This is a genomic window from Bacillus sp. AF62 (assembly GCF_050312695.1).
In the GTDB taxonomy this organism is placed as follows: Bacteria; Bacillota; Bacilli; order Bacillales; family Bacillaceae_G; genus Bacillus_A; species Bacillus_A cereus.
The window spans coordinates 1-19,407 of the sequence record NZ_JBNPJZ010000039.1; the positions used below are offsets into that span (position 1 = coordinate 1).

The following is a 19,407-nucleotide window of genomic DNA, read 5'->3' on the forward strand; positions in this document are numbered from 1 at the left end:
CGCTATCTATTGCATGTTCAGCTAGTTTTTCTGATTCATAACATTGCATATTTATTTTAGTTTTGCAACACCCTCAATATTGAAAAGGATCTTAAAAAATATGATTCTTTATTAAAAGAATATGATGATGGTTTTAATTTAAGTAAGCAAGAGGATGAACTGTTTCAGAAGATGAAGAAATCTTTACCAAGTTATAAAGATACATATAAGAAATTATTTGAAAAGGCGAAGGCAACAAACGAGCCGCAAATGGTAAATGAATTTCAGAAGGAATTAAAACCGAAGGGAATAGAGTTAGCTGGTTATGCAGTGGATCTAGAATCGTATGTTTCAAATTTAGCTGACCAAGTATTTAAAGATTCGCAAAAAATGATTGATCGTTCCGTTATTACCTTTATCATTCTTGTAGTAGTTACTACAATCGTTATATGTATAGTAAGTTATATTATTAGCAAGCTTATAGTTGCTCCTTTACAAACGGTTAGTCGTATGATGGAAAGAGCGAAAGAAGGAGATTTAACTGTACATGGTGATTATACTGCTAAGGATGAATTAGGTGTATTAGTAAGTAATTTTAATGAGATGATTGCAGGGCTAAGAACAAATATGCAAGAAGTAGAGAATAATATTCAGCTTCTATTCCAATATGCAGACGGAGTAGCATCTGCGTCAGAAGTATCTAGTAGTGCAGCAAAAAAAATCACTATGGATATTGAAGAAGTCGCAAATGGTGCAGAGAGTCAAATGCAAGCAATGGAACAAACTGCGGGTGCGATGGAAGAGTTGACACAAGGAATGCAGAGTATAGTCAATACATCATCCTCTGTAAATGAATTATCTGCTCAATCAGCATTAGATGCAGAGAGTGGTAACAAATTAATGAAACAAATGATTCAACAGATGGATACAATCCAAAATTCGGTGCATAGCGGTGTGAAACAAGTAGAGACTATGAAAGAACAATCAGAAGAAATTGTTAAAATCATTGATGTAATGCAAGGTATTACCTCTCAGATTAACTTATTAGCATTAAACGCCGCAATTGAGGCTGCACGTGCTGGTGAAAGTGGTAGAGGATTTGCAATTGTGGCAGATGAAGTGCGGAAATTAGCAGAACAATCTAGTGATTCTGCAAAACAAATTGAGAATCTTATTACTCAAGTTATGGGAACAACGAACCATACGGTACATATGATGGGGAAAGTAGATAATGAGGTACAGGCAGGTACACAAGTAGTAATGCACACAGAAAAAGTATTTGGAACAATTACAGAAAAAGTACAACAAGTATCTGAGCAAATTCAAACGGTATCTATGTCTACAGATGAAATTGCAGCGAGTAGTGAGGAAATCTCGGCTTCTGCAGAAGACATGGCTCAAATTTCCCAAAGATCATCTGACCGAACTGATAGGGTAAAAGAGTCTATTCAACAGCAAGAAAAATCTGTTCAAGAGATTTCGGTTTCAATTGAACATATGCATAACGCAGCAGGAAAATTAAAACAAATAGTTGCCCAATTTACTCTTCAAAAGTAGTAGCATATTTGAGTGTTAATAAATATAAAAAAAGCATCCTCTTTTAATAAAAAAGGATGCTTTTTTTATTGCTACTATTCATAGACTTCGGGCATTTTCAAGGCGATGATTTATACATACTAGATTTGTATATTACTTGTTTTTTGACAGTTTAAGAGGTTTATCGACGAGAATTATTTCTGTATTAGTGTTTTTAGATTCTGCTGTTGCCAAACTATTAGACCGGATTTAGATGCAAGTAATAAGGATTATCCTTATATTTGTAGGGATGGCACTAACTTTTCGCGAGGGAAGAGAAGGCGAGTTATCAGTGAAGGGGAATGCTAACTCTGAAATATAAATCATGAATATAGTAACCTCCATTAGGTATTTCCTTTACGCGCCAATAAAGGGAAGTTGTAAAGTGAAAAGGAGTTTATAAAGAGATTGTAGAATGTTTTAGTACATAACACCTTAGAGGTGACAACTTCCTTTTTGAAAAAGAAAGAAGGAGGCATAAAGCAGAAAGGTAGTGGAAATATTTCTTCTAGAAGATTTGCATTTTATCTTACATTCACCAAAAAAGAGTACTCCTGAAACAACGAAATTCATTTTATTTGAATGAAATAGGGAGAGAGGATAATGAAGAAAAAAATATTGGGTGTAATGATGATTGCGACAATGGCAGGAGGTATATTTGCAGGGACGAATGTGACGCCTGTAAAAGCGGAAGAGTATCCACAAATGATTGTGTTTGAAGATGTTCCATACGGATTTTGGGCATATGATGCTATTATGGATTTAGCATATCATAAAATTATATTAGGGTATGGAAACGGGAAGTATGGTGTTGGTGATCTTATAACACGTGAACAAGTAGCTGGGACTATTTACAGAACACTTGAGATAAAAGAAGAAGGATCAGTAGCGAATCCATATAAAGATGTTTCTGATAGTACAACAACTTTTAAAAAGGAAATTTTGGCGTTAACAAAACGTGGTGTTTTTACAGGGGATGGCCAAGGGAATTTTAGGCCGAAAGCACCAATCTCTAGAGCGGAAATGGCTGTCATTTTAAAACGAGCATTTAATTTTGAAACGAAACAAAAACATACATTTAAAGATATTCCAAAAGGCCACTGGGCAGAAGATGCAATTAGTGCGCTACAATCTAATAATGTTGTAAGAGGAACTGGGAATGGCATGTATGAATTAAATCGCCCTGTACCTAGAGAACAATATGCTCAGTTTATTAATAATGCGATTATTAATTATCATTTGAAAGAGGATTGGAAATAGAGTGAAATATGAAAGCACAAATAGAAATATTTGTGCTTTTTTGTTTGTTTAAAAAAGAATTATTATTCGTTTATTTGTATTTTTAATGTTATACATAAGCTTTATAATCAACCCCATAAAAAAGACATGATGTGTAATATGATTCACAAAACCGTCACGAAATGTGTCGAAAAATATATTGTCACTATACCATTTATTCTGTATATTTTTAAAAAAACATATACATATTGGGGAGATAATTTGATGAGCAAAAAATTATTAAAAACAGCTACAGCATTAACAATTATGGGTGGGGTGTTATTCTCAGCAGAGAGTAACAGTGTAAAAGCGGAAAGTGCACCGTTGCAAAAAACAAATACAATTGTATTTAAAGATGTACCAAAAGGACATTGGGCATATGAGGCAATTCATGAATTAGCGGAACAAGAAATTATTTTGGGATATGGCGATGGAATATTCGGTTTTGGGGATAATGTAACACGTGAGCAAGTTGCAGCTTTAATTTACCGTGTGTTTGATATGGAAGAACAAGATGAATATGAAAACCCATATGGAGATATTGATGAAAATTCAACAAGCTTTATCGAGGAGATATTGGCTTTAACGGAAATGGGAATTTTCCAGGGAGACGAGAATGGAAACTTTAGACCGAAGGCGACGTTAACGCGTGCGGAAATGGCACAAGTTCTTACGAATGCTTTTGACTTACAGGCCAAGGGATCTCATAACTTTAATGATGTTTCAGCAAATTCATGGGCAACGAATGCAATTAGTGCAGTACAAACAAATGGTATTACAATGGGAATCGGAGAAGGTAAATTCGGTCCGTCTATGAAGGTAACGAGAGAACAATACGCACAGTTTTTACATAGAGCTATATTGCATGATATGGAACAAGGGCAGTAATAAAGTTTAACTAGTCAAAGTGAAATTTAAAAATAATACAAAAAGGTCGTTGTTGTATAACAGCGGCCTTTTTTGTATGAAATAAAGCACGAAAGAATGGCGTTTTGAAAAAAAATGAAATGAATTTTCGAAAAAAACTTCCTTTTCTGAAGATTTGTTATATAATATAAAACATGAAATCAAATCTGTTATAAAACAGTTTAAGAAGGGGATGCTAATATGTCGACGCAAACTTCACGGGTTACACTCGTTGGAGAAATGTTACCAGCGTACAACGAAATATTGACACCTGAGGTGCTTAGTTTTTTGAAGGAACTACATGAGAATTTCAATGAGCGCCGCATAGAACTTTTACAAAAACGTGTAGAAAAACAAAAGAGAATTGATGCAGGGGAGTTTCCGAAGTTTCTAGAAGAAACAAAACACATACGTGAAGCGGATTGGACAATTGCCAAGCTGCCAAAAGACTTAGAGGATCGCCGCGTAGAGATTACTGGACCGGTAGATAGAAAGATGGTCATTAACGCTTTAAATTCAGGAGCGCATCTTTTTATGGCGGATTTTGAAGATTCGAATGCACCAACTTGGGAAAACGCAGTTGAAGGTCAAATCAATTTACGAGATGCAGTAAAGGGAACGATTTCACATAAAAATGATAAAGGGAAAGAATATAGATTAAATGAGAAAACAGCTGTACTCATTGTACGTCCAAGAGGATGGCATTTAGAGGAAAAGCATATGCAAGTTGATGGGAAGAATATGTCGGGTAGCTTAGTAGATTTCGGCTTGTACTTTTTCCATAATGCGAAAGCTCTTTTAGCAAAAGGAAGCGGCCCATACTTTTACTTACCAAAAATGGAAAGTTATTTAGAAGCGAGATTATGGAATGATGTATTCGTATTTGCTCAAAAATATATCGGCATTCCAAATGGAACGATTAAAGCAACTGTGTTACTGGAAACGATTCACGCTTCGTTTGAAATGGATGAAATTTTATATGAGCTAAAAGATCATTCTGCTGGCTTAAACTGCGGAAGATGGGATTATATTTTTAGCTTTTTAAAGAGTTTCCGTAATCATAATAAATTCTTACTACCAGATAGAGCACAAGTCACGATGACGGCGCCATTTATGCGTTCGTATTCTTTGAAAGTAATTCAAACATGTCACCGCCGTAATGCACCAGCAATTGGAGGAATGGCGGCACAAATTCCGATTAAAAATAATCCAGAAGCAAATGAAGCAGCTTTTGAAAAAGTGCGTGCTGATAAGGAGCGCGAAGCTTTAGACGGTCATGACGGGACTTGGGTTGCCCACCCTGGACTTGTACCGGTTGCAATGGAAGTATTTAATCACATTATGAAAACACCGAATCAAATTTTTAGAAAACGTGAAGAAATATGTGTAACAGAAAACGATTTACTAGAGGTACCGGTGGGAACGATTACAGAAGAGGGCCTTCGCATGAATATTAGTGTAGGTATTCAATATATTGCATCTTGGTTAAGCGGACGGGGAGCAGCACCCATTTATAACTTAATGGAAGATGCGGCAACTGCTGAAATTTCAAGAGCACAAGTATGGCAATGGATTCGTCATGAAGGTGGAAAACTAAATGATGGTCGTAATATTACGCTTGAATTAATGGAAGAGCTAAAAGAAGAAGAATTAGCAAAAATAGAAAGAGAGATTGGTAAGGAAGCCTTTAAGAAAGGGAGATTCCAAGAGGCGACAACGTTGTTTACAAATCTCGTTCGAAATGATGAATTCGTACCATTTTTAACATTACCGGGTTATGAAATTTTATAAAAAATGAAAAGGGGATGGAACAAATGAAAAACGAAAGAATCGAGAAGTTACAAGAAAGCTGGGAATTAGATGAGCGTTGGAAAGGGATCACACGTCCATATTCGGCAGAAGATGTAATTCGCCTGCGCGGGTCAATTGATATTGAACATACGTTAGCGAGTCGTGGTGCTGAGAAGCTTTGGACATCGCTTCATACAGAAGACTATATTAACGCACTTGGCGCATTAACAGGAAACCAAGCGATGCAACAAGTAAAAGCTGGGTTAAAAGCGATTTACTTAAGTGGTTGGCAAGTAGCAGCTGATGCAAACCTTTCTGGACATATGTATCCAGACCAAAGTTTATATCCAGCGAACAGCGTACCTGCTGTAGTAAAACGAATTAATCAAACGCTTCAACGTGCGGATCAAATTCAGCATATGGAAGGAAGCGATGATACAGACTATTTCGTACCGATTGTAGCAGATGCAGAAGCTGGATTTGGTGGGCAATTAAATGTATTCGAACTGATGAAAGGTATGATTGAAGCAGGTGCATCAGGTGTGCATTTTGAAGATCAATTATCTTCAGAAAAAAAATGTGGCCATTTAGGCGGAAAAGTACTACTACCAACGCAAACAGCAGTACGCAATTTAATTTCTGCACGTCTTGCAGCAGATGTAATGGGAGTGCCGACAATTATCGTTGCAAGAACAGATGCGGATGCAGCTGATTTAATTACGAGCGATATCGATCCTGTTGATAAAGCATTTATTACAGGAGAAAGAACACCAGAAGGATTTTACCGTACGAATGCAGGTCTTGATCAAGCAATTGCGCGTGGTTTAGCGTATGCACCGTATGCAGACCTCGTTTGGTGTGAAACGTCGGAACCAAATTTAGAAGATGCAAAACGATTTGCGGAGGCAATTCATAAGGAGCATCCAGGAAAGCTACTTGCATATAACTGTTCACCTTCATTCAACTGGAAACAAAAACTAGATGAAAAAACAATTGCGAGCTTCCAAAAGGAAATCGCATCTTACGGTTATAAGTTCCAATTCGTAACGCTTGCTGGATTCCATTCATTAAATTACGGTATGTTTGAACTAGCACGTGGCTATAAAGAGCGCGGCATGGCAGCATACTCTGAACTACAACAAGCAGAATTCGCAGCTGAAAAACACGGCTACTCTGCAACACGTCACCAACGCGAAGTAGGAACAGGTTACTTTGATGAAGTGGCACAAGTGATTACAGGCGGAACTTCATCAACGACAGCGTTAAAAGGGTCTACGGAAGAAGCACAGTTTACGAAATAAAAGGAAGGGGCACCTTTTTGAAAGGTGCCCCTTGTTATTTCCTAAACGATTCGAAAAGAGAGATTGAGTTGTCGGCAAAAAACGATACTAACTTTCCTTTATTACTAAATCAACTCCACTCAGCCCTATGATCACGAATAAACTTCATATCTTTCTCATAATGCTCTAGATGTCCTTCATCGATCATTCTTTGGAAATTCAAGTCGCCTTCTTGCGCTTTTCGTTTCATATATGTACATAACCCTTCTAATCGAAGCAACACCATTCCTAAGTAATCTTCATCCATATTTTTATCATAGGACTGAACGAACAAATTCATTCTCTCTTTAATACAATCTGCATGTTGCGATGAGTCATAATGAACGGCTTCACCGGATTCTATATAATACACTCTACTTAAAGGCACACAAGTATAGAGTGTATAAGCGATATCCCATAGTCTTGGACCAGGAGCAGCAACATCGAAATCAATAATCCCTACTGGCTTCTCATTATTAAAAATAATGTTATATATGGCAAAATCATTGTGACATAAAACCTCAATGTTATTTGGGGTATGATCCATCGGTTTCCAATCATCTAATAACGGAAAATCACTTACAGCATCATGGTAAAGGCGAAGCATCTTTGCGATTTCTTTTAATACATCATTAGATCGCATATATTCTTTTAAAGGATAATTGCCAGCTTCTCCTTCAATAAAGGATAAAATCTCTCTATCCTTTTCATCTACACCTAAAAACTTTGGAGCATAATGAAATCCTTTGTTTTCTAAATGTTGCAATAGCTTATGAATCTTTTCACCGCCCGGCTTTAACTCTCGCCGAACAGTATTTTCAGAACGATATACGTTTGAGACGTTTCCCCCTGTTAGCCTTTCTTCTTTAGCGTAGTTTGACATGTGAAAATTCCCCCTGTGATTAAAAAATCCAATTCCAAATAGTAAATAGACCAATAATGGCAGAAAAGAGAAGGCAAGCAAGCGATGCTAGACAGCCAAAAGGAACTAGCTTATCTTGCCATGTTTCTTTATACTCATAAATTAACTCCTCTGCTACTTTCTTCTGCACTGAAGATAAAGATTGATCTTTATACAAACCTTTTATATGGTTAGAATCGCCTTTAAACTTTAAAGCACGTGCAATATGATGAGGATTATTTCCCATTGATTTTTCAAATAATAAACATGATTCATGCATAATATCTGTTTTATGCTCCTCTAGATACCAGTAACGTCCAGCCATTTCTGGATATTGTAATGTATAATAAATATCTCCGAGTTGTTTTCGAAGATGTAATTCATTTGGGTATGTAAAGATGAGGCCGTGCAATCTGTCTCTTGCTTTTCCAAGATTATTATTTTCAATATCCTCTTCGATTCTTTTTAATGTTTTTCTAGGAATTTTGTTGTTCATAAATTCCTCCTTATTTGGAATAGAGATAATTATATTTTATAAGAAATACTAAAAATTAGAAATTCCATTTTAGAAAAAGATTGTACATTTTATTTTAATGTGCTATGATGATGTCAGTTGAATAGTTAAATTAAGCAATCCATATGTTATCAAGTGCTGAAAACGAACGAGAAAAAGTATGTGAGAACTAGTTTATGTTTCGTATTTGATAATGTGTGGATTCTTTTTTTAGACAGGAAGACTAAAAAATTTAAAATTTGTATTTTCTTAGGAGGAAATAATTATGGCAGTAACAGGACAAGTAAAATGGTTTAACAACGAAAAAGGCTTCGGTTTCATCGAAGTTCCAGGTGGAAACGACGTATTCGTACATTTCTCTGCAATCGAAACTGACGGTTTCAAATCTCTAGAAGAAGGTCAAAAAGTTAGCTTCGAAATCGAAGATGGTAACCGTGGACCTCAAGCTAAAAACGTAATCAAACTATAATTTTATAGTTGATGATAAAAAAAAGGATGGCTAATGCCATCCTTTTTTTAGGTTGTGGAGAAAATTTTTCCAGAGCCTGTTTTTATATGTAAATCTCTTTTTTTATGTTAAAACTGGTAAAAAATTATCGGAAATGCGTATTAGTTTCTGTAGAAGAGTTAGTTCAGCAAGAGTATTTGCTGCGTATGATAGTAAATAACTATAAATTTGTTTTCTCTGTTGAAATGGGGAAATCTTTTCTAGATAGACCTTGAGTAACATCTTTTTTGTTAGCATTGTTGTTGGAATTTTGTACGTTTTGAGATGATGTTTCTAACAGTTGTTCTTGTTCCTTACTAGGGGTATTCAGAGCATCTGAGGGAATGCTATTAACCTGCTGACTTAATAGATTTTCTTTATCCATAGTATACAGCTCCTTTTTGGAATTCGATAAAAAGCAATATAATTATAAATAGCCACTTATATATATTGTGTTTTTGAATGAAATTATATACAAAACTTATATTACAAAGTTAACTAATTAACGAATTGTTAGTGATGGATAAAGATGTACAAATTTGAAGTGTTTAATAAAAATTAAAAGCGGGTAACAAGTACAAATACTCTTTCTCATGTTTTATATAAGGATCATATTACAAATCAAAAAAGATGTAGAGAACCTTGAAAGAAAATATAGTTTTTTTAGGGTGAAGAAGAATAAATAAAATGATACTACAAATGTAAAAAGGCATTCCATAAAGGAAGGCCTTTTATTGTTCTTGCCCTGATTTTTTCTTCTCACGTTTTTTACATTCTGGACATTTTGATTTACGAAACGGTTTAGCAAAGAATAGCAGAATGAAAAATAAACCGAATATAATACTAGCTGAGTTTTTCACGATAATGACGCTGCTATTTTTCATTTGAATCGATGGTTGGATCTCTTTTTCCTTCATAGTGGCCCTCCATATATTGGATTTACATTTTAATTATAGCAAAGTTAATTGTTTTCATGATGTGAAAATAGGAAGGGATAATAAATATTTATAGGTAGTATAAATGCTGTTTTTATAACTTTAAAATTAAATCATTACTATATCGTGATTTTTTTATTTAACAAATGTTTGATAAATGATAAAAAATTGTAAAAAAACGGAACTTGTAAGCTATTTCCTTTTCATAGATGCTAAAATTATATATACAGCTGCTAATATAAATGGAAAAAAGGAGATAATGGAGTATGGAAAGTAAAGTGGAACGCTATGTCGAAAATTATGTTGTAACGAAAAATACGATGGCCTTACTTCCTGTTATTCTAAGTGAAAAGAAAATTGTTACGCGAGTCGTTGAAATGAATGATTCTTTTTTCGTATTTCAAAAACCTCTAGATATTATAGAAAGAAGTTGCCGCAAGCATGGCTCTAGTTTCTTAGGCAGAAAAGAAGGAACGAAAGAGTTAACTCATATTACACATAAAGCACCGATTGCGATTAGTCCAGCAGATCAACTTTATTTTTTCCCTACCTATTCTTACTCTAGAAAAGAGTGTGCTTGGTTGTCTCATTTTTATATTGAAAGTAATAAAGAATTAAAAGATGGAAATCTTATTATTAGATTTATAAATGGCTTTGCTGTGAAATTAGAGATATCAAAAACTAGTTTTGAAAATCAACAAAATCGTACAGCGAAATTACGTACTGAATATGAAGATCGTAGGAAAAAACAAGGGAATCCTTGTTTTAAAGAGGTTGATAAAAAAGAGGAATCAACATTAAGACCCGCTTATGAGAGTGTGTATTTTGTAAAGGAAGGCGAAGTGTGAAAGAATGGGGGAATCCCCATTCTTTTTTTGTTTGTCAGTCAGTCTTTGTAGGTAAGGCGATATATTAGAAAATCACCAGTGTAATTTCATTTACCGAAAAAATCAAAAAACAATCTAAATAACAAAACGAACGACATGTCCTGTCGAATATTGATAGATTATCATAGCTAAATAATGAAGGAATTCTTATGAAAGATATGGAAACTTTAATAAATACATCTCCATATGTCGTATCTACCATTTCCTCTTTCATATAAGCGATGATACAGTAGGGATAGTATTTAGAGTAAAGGGGTAAAGTGTAGAATGGATTTTCAGACAATCAAAGAGTATTTTTCACCAGAAAATATGGATCATATTGTTGAGAGTTATAAAGCGTTCGGACCACTTCTTGGTATTGGTTTACCGATGATAGAGGCGTTGATTCCAGCATTACCGCTTATTGTATTTGTACTGGCGAATGCTGTTGCATTTGGCTTTTGGCTCGGTTTTCTTTATTCATGGCTTGGATCAGTAATGGGTGCATTACTTGTCTTTTTCATCATCCGTCATTTTGGCCGCAGTCGTTTCTTTTCATTTGTAAATAAGCATGAGAGAGTACGAAAAGCAATGGGGTGGATTGAAAGGAAAGGATTCGCACCGATTTTTGTTATATTTTGTTTTCCGTTTACACCGTCAGCGCTCATAAATGTTGTCGCTGGTTTATCCCGAATTAGTGTAAAACAGTTTGGGCTAGCGTTAGCATTCGGAAAGCTTGTGATGATTTTTATTTTAACGTATATCGGTCATGATTTAATGTCATTTATTCATAATCCGGTGAAATCAGTCGTTGTAGCGATTGGTATTTTTATTTTATGGTATGTCGGTAAGAAAATTGAAGTAAAGTTAGAACTACATTAAGAATAGTCTTCTTTGTAAAGGAAAGCTTCAGTATTAAAGGATAAGGGGAGAAGTAGATGAAGAAAACTTTGAAAAAAGAAGGCATAGAGTGGATACGAACAATTTTAATTGGTGTATTATTAGCTGTATTTTTTCGAACGTTTTTCTTTTCAACGTATGTTGTAGAGGGGAAGTCAATGATGCCGACATTGCAAGATGGCAATATGCTCGTTGTAAATAAGGTGAGTTATCAAGTTGGGGACTTGAACAGATTTGACGTTGTGGTGTTTCATGCGAATAAAAAAGAGGACTATGTAAAGCGAATTATCGGTTTACCTGGAGATCATATTGAATATAAGCATGATAAGTTATATATAAATGGACAATTTATTGATGAGCCGTATCTAGAGAAGTATAAGAAAGAGATAAATGGAAGGCAACTAACAGGCGACTTTAAATTAGAAGAGTTAACGAAAGAAAAGCTGGTGCCACCCGGGTTTATTTTTGTAGTAGGTGATAACCGGCTCGGGAGCTGGGATAGTAGACACTTTGGTTTTGTAAAAGCTGATACAGTTGTCGGTAAAGTTGATTTACGATATTGGCCAATTAAAGAGGTACAAACGAATTTTTCAAAAGGTTGATATAATGAAGTAGAAGTATAGAAAAGACAAACAACTCAGTTTGTCTTTTTTCGTGTACTATAATACAATTACAGTAGCAAACTAACGTTCGTTATGTAAGTGAAAGGTGGGGTTACATGTCACTTCGATTTGTGATTGGTAGAGCGGGAAGTGGAAAAAGTACACTTTGTTTACGCGAAGTGCAAGAAGAGTTAAAACAACGCCCGAGAGGGAAAACAATATTATATCTTGTGCCAGAACAGATGACATTCCAGACGCAGCAGGCGTTAATTGGAAGTGAGGATGTAAGAGGTTCTATTCGGGCACAAGTTTTTAGTTTTTCACGATTAGCGTGGAAGGTACTACAAGAAGTTGGCGGAGCGAGTCGTCTTCATATTGATGAAGCTGGTGTACATATGTTACTCCGTAAAATTGTAGAGTCTCGTAAAGATGGATTATCGGTGTTCCAAAAAGCAGCGGAGCAAAACGGTTTCTTTGAACATCTTGGCAGTATGATTGCAGAGTTTAAACGTTACAATGTAACGCCATCTAACGTATATGAAATGTGGCAACAATTAGATGCGCATAGTAGCAGTGCCGAACAAAAGTTACTAGCGAATAAAGTGTATGATTTACAGTTACTATACGATGATTTTGAACGTGCTTTAATTGGAAAATACTTAGATTCAGAAGACTACCTGCAATTGCTAGTGGAAAAGCTTCCGCAGTCTGAATATGTAAATGGTGCGGAAATTTATATAGACGGGTTTCATTCATTTTCCCCGCAAGAGTTAGAGATTGTAAGACAGCTTATGATTTGCGGAGCGAAAGTTACGATCACGTTAACGATAGATGAAAAAACGTTAGCACAGCCAGTAAATGAACTCGATTTATTTTATGAAACGACGTTAACGTATGAAAAAATAAAACAAGTAGCGCGTGAAGAGAAAATAGAAATTGAAAAAACAATTCCACTTATGGAACAGCCGCGTTTTCATTCTCCAGCATTAGCGCATTTAGAAGCTCATTATGAAACGCGTCCGAATGAAAAATTTAACGGTGAAGCGAGTGTAACGATTAGTACAGCTGCGAATTTACGAGCGGAGGTAGAAGGTGTTGCTCGTGAAATTCGTAAACTTGTTGCGGATGAAAAATATCGTTACCGAGATATTGCAGTGCTTCTTCGTAATGGGGAAAGTTATTACGATGTGATGCGAACGTTATTTACAGATTACAATATCCCGCACTTCATCGATGAAAAGCGCCCGATGTCACACCACCCATTGGTAGAATGTATTCGTTCTGCACTCGAGATTATTAGTGGGAATTGGCGTTATGATGCGGTGTTCCGTTGCGTGAAAACAGAGCTTTTATATCCATTAGACGTAAGAAAAGAAGTGATGCGTGAAGAAATGGATGAATTTGAAAATTACTGTTTAGCGTACGGTGTACAAGGAAAGAGATGGACTGCTGAAGATCCATGGATGTATCGCCGTTATCGTTCTCTTGATGATACGAACGGGATGATTACAGACAGTGAACGTGAAATGGAAGAGAAAATAAATAGGCTACGTGACGTTGTAAGAACACCTGTTATTCGCATGCAAAAAAGGTTAAAGCGTGCAGGAACAGTTATGCAAATGTGTGAAGCAGTTTACTTGTTTTTAGAAGAACTGGATGTTCCGAAGAAACTAGAAGAATTACGTATACGTGCAGAAGAAAGTGGAGATTTCTTATTTGCGACAGATCATGAACAAGTATGGGAAGAAGTAATGGGCCTTCTTGATACATTTGTAGAGATGCTTGGGGAAGAGAAAATGTCTCTTTCTATGTTTACTGACGTTATGTCGACAGGTCTTGAGGCACTTCAATTTGCTAACATTCCGCCGTCATTAGACCAAGTGTTAATTGCTAATATTGATCACTCCAGGTTATCTGACGTGAAAGCAACGTTTATTATAGGTGTAAATGAGGGTGTCATTCCAGCAGCACCTATGGATGAAGGTATGCTTTCTGATGAGGAAAGAGAAGTTCTTGGTGCGGCAGGGATTGAATTAGCGCCAACGACGAGACAAACTTTGTTAGAAGAACAGTTCGTTATGTATCAAATGGTAACGAGAGCATCTGAGAAGTTATACATTTCATGCCCGCTTGCAGATGAAGAAGGAAAGACGTTACTTGCGTCTAGCTTTATTAAGAAAATAAAAAGAATGTTCCCTAATGTGAAAGATTCATTTATTACGAATGATGTAAATGATTTATCACGTTCAGAACAAATTTCATATGTAGCAACGCCAGAAGTAACGTTATCTTACGTTATGCAGCAACTACAAACGTGGAAGCGATACGGATTTGAAGGAAATTTAGACTTTTGGTGGGACGTATATAATTTCTACGTAACTTCAGATGAATGGAAACAAAAAAGTAGCCGCGTCTTATCAAGTTTATTCTATCGAAATCGTGCGAAGAAACTAAGTACAGCAGTAAGTAGAGATTTATACGGAGATATAATTAAAGGAAGCGTCTCTCGTATGGAACTATTTAATCGTTGTGCATACGCTCATTTTGCGCAGCACGGTTTATCGCTTAGAGAGCGTGATATTTTCAAGCTTGATGCGCCAGACATCGGCGAATTATTCCATGCGGCATTAAAGAAAATTGCGGACAAGTTATTGCGTGAAAACCGTACTTGGGCGGATTTATCCATAAAAGAGTGTGAGCATCTTTCTGTTTTAGTAATAGAAGAAATCGCACCGTTATTACAACGACAAATTTTATTAAGTTCAAACCGTCATTTCTATTTAAAACAAAAACTACAACAAATCATTTTCCGTACTTCAATCATTCTTCGTGAACATGCGAAGTCAAGCGGATTCGTACCAGTTGATTTAGAAGTGCCGTTCGGTATGGGTGGTACAGGATCACTTCCGCCGATGGAATTCTCATTACCAAATGGTGTGAAGATGGAAGTGGTCGGCCGTATTGACCGTGTTGATAAGGCAGAAGATGAAAACGGGACGTTCTTACGTATTATTGATTATAAATCAAGTTCAAAAGCGTTAGATTTAACGGAAGTGTATTACGGATTAGCACTTCAAATGTTAACGTATTTAGATGTCGTTACTTCGAATGCACAGACGTGGATGAAAAAAGGCCACGCAGCATCACCAGCTGGTGTATTGTATTTCCATATTCATAACCCAATCGTTGAGATGAAAGGTGACGCATCTGAAGCTGAAATTGAAAAAGAAATTTTAAAGAAATTTAAAATGAAAGGACTCGTATTAGGAGATGCTGACGTTGTTCGTTTAATGGATAACAAACTTTCAACAGGGAGCTCAGATATTATTTCTGCTGGCCTGAAAAAAGACGGTAGCTTTAGTGCGCGTTCAAGTATTGCAAGTGAGCAAGAGTTTAACGTACTGCAAAAATATGTACACCATACGTTTGAAAATATCGGAAAAGATATTACAGAAGGTGTTATCGATATTGCTCCTTATAAAATGGGAAATAAAGCAGCATGTACGTTCTGTAACTTCAAGTCTGTTTGTCAATTTGATGAGTCACTTGAAGATAATCAGTTCCGATCGTTAAAAGATATGAAAGATAGCGAAGCGATGGAGAAAATAAGAGAGGAGGTTGGCGGAGAATGATAGAAAATTGGCCTAAAAAACCAGAAGGTAGTCAATGGACAGATGACCAGTGGAAAGCTGTTGTAGCGAACGGGCGTGATATTTTAGTTGCGGCTGCAGCTGGATCAGGTAAAACAGCAGTATTAGTTGAACGTATTATTAAAAAGATTATTAATGAAGAGAATCCAGTCGATGTCGACCGCCTGCTCGTTGTAACATTTACGAATGCAGCAGCGCAAGAGATGAAAAACCGAATCGGGGAAGCGTTAGAAAAAGTATTAATTGATGAACCAGGCTCTCAACACGTAAGAAAGCAGCTGAGCCTATTAAATAAAGCTTCCATTTCAACAATTCACTCATTCTGTTTACAAGTTATTAGAGGATATTACTACATGCTTGATGTTGATCCTCGTTTCCGTATTGCGAATCAAACAGAAAATGAATTGTTAAAAGAAGAAGTGTTAGATGACATATTAGAAGAAGAGTATGGCATCGAAGATAATACGATATTCTTTGAACTCGTTGATCGTTATACGAGTGACCGTAGTGATGATGACTTACAACGTATGATTTTAGCGCTTCATACAGAATCAAGAGCGCATCCAAATCCGGAAAAATGGCTTGATAAATTAGTAGAAGCATATGACGTAGAAGGAAAGACAATTGAAGATTTAGTATATGCTTCTTATTTATTAGAAGATGTGAAATTCCAGCTTGAAACAGCGGAACAGCATATTCGTAAGGCAACTGAACTCGCGATGCTTCCTGACGGTCCAGCGCCTCGCATTGAAACTCTGCAAGCAGATGTAGTTTTACTTGGAACGCTATCATCAGCTGCTCGTGAGTCGTGGACAAGTTTGTATGAAGCGATGCAAAACGTATCGTGGCAAACGTTAAAGCGTATTAAGAAAAGTGATTACAATGAAGATGTTGTAAAACAAGTAGACTCTCTTCGTAATAAAGCGAAAGATGAAGTGAAGAAATTACAAGAAGAGTTATTTAGCCGCAAACCTGAAAGTTTCTTACGAGATTTTCAAGATATGCACCCAGTATTAGAAAAGCTTGTTCAACTTGTAAAAGTATTTACAGAGCGTTTCCAAGCGATGAAGCGAGACAAAGGAATGGTCGACTTCACAGATTTAGAGCATTTCTGTTTACAAATTTTAAGTGAACAAAGTGAAAATGGTGAAATGAATCCTTCAGCAGTAGCGCTTCAATATCGTAATAAATTTGCTGAAGTGTTAGTCGATGAATATCAAGATACGAACTTTGTACAGGAATCCATTATTAAATTCGTAACGAAAGATTCTGAGAGTGAAGGAAACTTGTTCATGGTTGGCGACGTAAAGCAGTCAATTTATCGTTTCCGACTAGCCGAACCAGGCTTATTCCTAGGAAAGTATAAACGCTTTACGCAAGAAGGATCGGGCGGCGGAATGAAGATTGACTTAGCGAAAAATTTCCGTAGTCGTCATGAAGTGCTAGCAGGAACGAACTTCATCTTCAAACAAATTATGGGCGAAGAAGTTGGGGAAATCGATTACGATGCTGACGCTGAATTAAAGCTAGGTGCTAGCTATCCAGAAGGTGAAGATGTAGCGGCAGAGCTATTATGTATTCAGCAAACGGAAGAAGAAGTAATAGACGGTGAAGAAGGTGCAGAAGTCGAAAAAGCACAGCTAGAAGCTCGTCTTATGGCGCAGCGTATTAAAGCTATGGTTGATTCCGGTTATGAAGTGTATGATCGTAAAACGGATAGTATGCGCCCTGTACAATACCGTGATTTCGTTATTTTACTCCGCTCGATGCCGTGGGCGCCGCAAATTATGGAAGAGTTAAAATTGCAAGGAATTCCAGTATATGCTGACCTTGCGACTGGTTATTTTGAAGCGACAGAAGTAAATATTATGATGAACGTATTCCGCGTTATTGATAATCCGATGCAAGATATTCCGCTTGCAGCTGTACTTCGTTCACCGATTGTGGGACTAAATGATGAAGACCTTGCGACGCTTCGTGCTCATGGGAAGAAAGGGTCATTTTATGAAGTAATGAGCTCGTTCTTAAAAGGAGCACCGCTTGAAGAAGAGCAAGAACTTCATGATAAATTAGAGTGGTTTTATAATTTACTGCAAGGATGGCGTGAATTTGCCCGTCAACAATCCCTTTCTGATTTAATTTGGAAAGTGTACGGTGAGACAGGTTATTACGACTTCGTTGGCGGTTTACCAGCAGGAAAGCAAAGACAAGCAAACTTACGCGTACTATATGACCGTGCAAGACAATATGAAGCAACATCATTTAGAGGGTTATTCCGCTTCTTACGTTTTATTGAACGTATTTTAGAACGCGGTGATGATATGGGTACGGCGAGAGCCCTAGGTGAACAAGAAGACGTTGTTCGCATTATGACGATTCATAAAAGTAAAGGGCTAGAGTTCCCGGTCGTATTTGTAGCTGGACTCGGTCGTCGTTTTAATACACAAGACTTAATGAAACGCTTCTTACTGCATAAAGATTTCGGTTTCGGTTCACAATTTATCGATCCGCGTAAACGAATTAAATATACGACATTATCGCAACTTGCAATTAAACGCAAAATGAAAATGGAATTAATCGCGGAAGAAATGCGTGTATTATATGTAGCGTTAACGCGTGCGAAAGAGAAGTTAATTTTAATCGGAACAGTTAAGGATGCAAATAAGGAAATGGAAAAATGGCTTGATGCGAGGGAACATAATGAATGGTTATTACCAGATCACATACGTGCCGGAGCGTCTTGTTATTTAGACTGGATTGCACCTTCATTATATAGACATCGTGATAGTGAAATGCTTCTTGAATTAGGACAAGGAAGCATTCCGGATGAAATTTATGGGTATGACACTAGCTGGAAAGTAGAAGTTGTGGGCGGTAACACGCTACTTGCACCAGAGCCAGTTCAAGAAGAGAAACAAGAATTGTTAGAAGCGCTTCGTGAGAAAAAGGCTGTTCCCCTGCAAAGTGAACGGAAAGAAGAAGTGTACGACAGATTAATGTGGAAGTACGGATATGAGGATGCGACATCTCATCGTGCGAAGCAATCTGTTACAGAAATAAAGAGAAATTATCAATCGGAAGAAGGTAGCGATAACGCCTTTATTAAAAAACTACGTGCACCAATTAAAACACGTCCGCGCTTTATGGAGAAAAAAGGGTTAACGTACGCAGAGCGTGGAACAGCAGTCCATGCCGTTATGCAGCATGTAGATTTGAAGAAACCGATTACGGCCGAAACGCTACAAGAACAAATCGCAGGAATGGTAAATAAGGAATTATTAACATTCGAGCAGGCGGAAGAAATAGCAATTGAAAAAGTAATTTCATTCTTTGACAGTGACTTAGGTAAAAGGGTATTAGCGGCGAAAAGTGTTGAGCGTGAAGTACCATTTACGATGATGCTTGCAGCAGAAGAAGCATATCAAGATTGGCAAGGGAAAAGTGAAGAAACGATTCTTGTCCAAGGGGTTATCGACTGCATGATTGAAGAGGAAGATGGCATTACGTTAATCGACTTCAAAACAGATACGATTGAAGGGAAATTCCCAGGCGGATTCGAACAAGCGAAACCAATTTTAGAAGATCGATATAAAGTGCAGCTTTCGTTATATGCAAAAGCGCTTGAGAAAAGCTTACAACATCCTGTGAAAGAGAAATGTTTATACTTCTTTGATGGTAATCACGTTGTAAATATTGAAGAATAG

The 19,407-nt window shown here is 36.7% G+C and carries 15 protein-coding genes and 2 pseudogenes; 13 read left to right on the plus strand and 4 right to left on the minus strand.

The window, feature by feature from the left end; all coding sequences use genetic code 11:
• Positions 1-369: 369 nt before the first annotated feature.
• From ACQRBL_RS05355 to aceA, 7 genes and pseudogenes are all read left to right on the plus strand, one after another.
• Positions 370-588: pseudogene (locus ACQRBL_RS05355) on the plus strand (HAMP domain-containing protein); the annotation flags it as partial.
• 156 nt (positions 589-744) lie between these two features.
• A complete protein-coding gene (locus ACQRBL_RS05360; RefSeq protein WP_404978265.1) occupies positions 745-1,536 on the plus strand; it encodes a methyl-accepting chemotaxis protein in 792 nt (263 codons plus the stop codon).
• A 59-nt stretch (positions 1,537-1,595) separates the two neighbouring features.
• Positions 1,596-1,876 (plus strand): annotated as a pseudogene (locus ACQRBL_RS05365) (EamA family transporter); the annotation flags it as partial.
• Between the two features lie 281 nt (positions 1,877-2,157).
• The gene (locus tag ACQRBL_RS05370) at positions 2,158-2,814 is read left to right on the plus strand and encodes an S-layer homology domain-containing protein (RefSeq protein WP_000727104.1); all 657 of its coding nucleotides are present in this window, start codon (positions 2,158-2,160) and stop codon (positions 2,812-2,814) included.
• Positions 2,815-2,952: 138 nt separating this feature from the next.
• Positions 2,953-3,720, plus strand: coding sequence for an S-layer homology domain-containing protein (locus ACQRBL_RS05375; protein ID WP_113304420.1), 768 nt, complete (start codon positions 2,953-2,955; stop codon positions 3,718-3,720).
• 219 nt (positions 3,721-3,939) lie between these two features.
• Positions 3,940-5,529 carry a malate synthase A gene (gene aceB, locus ACQRBL_RS05380; protein WP_048537986.1) on the plus strand — a complete coding sequence of 530 codons (1,590 nt, stop codon included), beginning with the start codon at positions 3,940-3,942 and terminating at the stop codon, positions 5,527-5,529.
• A gap of 23 nt (positions 5,530-5,552) precedes the next feature.
• A complete protein-coding gene (aceA, locus tag ACQRBL_RS05385; RefSeq protein ID WP_411996299.1) occupies positions 5,553-6,830 on the plus strand; it encodes an isocitrate lyase in 1,278 nt (425 codons plus the stop codon).
• A 109-nt stretch (positions 6,831-6,939) separates the two neighbouring features.
• Here aceA and ACQRBL_RS05390 read toward each other — a convergent pair whose 3' ends face one another.
• Positions 6,940-7,731: a phosphotransferase gene (locus tag ACQRBL_RS05390; RefSeq protein WP_000073784.1), complete on the minus strand. Its 792-nt coding sequence runs from the start codon at positions 7,729-7,731 to the stop codon at positions 6,940-6,942.
• 19 nt (positions 7,732-7,750) lie between these two features.
• The gene (locus ACQRBL_RS05395) at positions 7,751-8,245 is read right to left on the minus strand and encodes a DUF6584 family protein (RefSeq protein WP_001060338.1); all 495 of its coding nucleotides are present in this window, start codon (positions 8,243-8,245) and stop codon (positions 7,751-7,753) included.
• A gap of 283 nt (positions 8,246-8,528) precedes the next feature.
• Here ACQRBL_RS05395 and cspA point away from each other — a divergent pair, with 283 nt between their 5' ends.
• Entirely contained in the window at positions 8,529-8,732 is a 204-nt protein-coding gene (gene cspA, locus ACQRBL_RS05400; protein ID WP_000301523.1) for an RNA chaperone/antiterminator CspA, read from the plus strand.
• Positions 8,733-8,931: 199 nt separating this feature from the next.
• Here cspA and ACQRBL_RS05405 read toward each other — a convergent pair whose 3' ends face one another.
• Positions 8,932-9,135 carry a hypothetical protein gene (locus ACQRBL_RS05405; RefSeq protein ID WP_000356914.1) on the minus strand — a complete coding sequence of 68 codons (204 nt, stop codon included), beginning with the start codon at positions 9,133-9,135 and terminating at the stop codon, positions 8,932-8,934.
• Positions 9,136-9,481: 346 nt separating this feature from the next.
• Positions 9,482-9,667: a hypothetical protein gene (locus ACQRBL_RS05410; protein ID WP_000659558.1), complete on the minus strand. Its 186-nt coding sequence runs from the start codon at positions 9,665-9,667 to the stop codon at positions 9,482-9,484.
• Between the two features lie 284 nt (positions 9,668-9,951).
• On the opposite strand from ACQRBL_RS05410, the gene ACQRBL_RS05415 reads away from it, so the two are divergent.
• From ACQRBL_RS05415 to addA, 5 genes are all read left to right on the plus strand, one after another.
• Positions 9,952-10,533 (plus strand): competence protein ComK, encoded by a 582-nt coding sequence (locus ACQRBL_RS05415; RefSeq protein ID WP_000444443.1) that lies wholly within the window; start codon positions 9,952-9,954, stop codon positions 10,531-10,533.
• A 306-nt stretch (positions 10,534-10,839) separates the two neighbouring features.
• Complete coding sequence (locus ACQRBL_RS05420) at positions 10,840-11,433, plus strand: TVP38/TMEM64 family protein (RefSeq protein WP_306184888.1); 594 nt, start codon at positions 10,840-10,842, stop codon at positions 11,431-11,433.
• A 56-nt stretch (positions 11,434-11,489) separates the two neighbouring features.
• Positions 11,490-12,053: a signal peptidase I gene (lepB, locus tag ACQRBL_RS05425; protein WP_411996300.1), complete on the plus strand. Its 564-nt coding sequence runs from the start codon at positions 11,490-11,492 to the stop codon at positions 12,051-12,053.
• A gap of 116 nt (positions 12,054-12,169) precedes the next feature.
• Entirely contained in the window at positions 12,170-15,685 is a 3,516-nt protein-coding gene (addB, locus tag ACQRBL_RS05430; protein WP_277510577.1) for a helicase-exonuclease AddAB subunit AddB, read from the plus strand.
• Positions 15,682-19,407, plus strand: coding sequence for a helicase-exonuclease AddAB subunit AddA (gene addA, locus ACQRBL_RS05435; protein WP_411996301.1), 3,726 nt, complete (start codon positions 15,682-15,684; stop codon positions 19,405-19,407). The genes addB and addA overlap by 4 nt, the downstream gene beginning before the upstream one ends.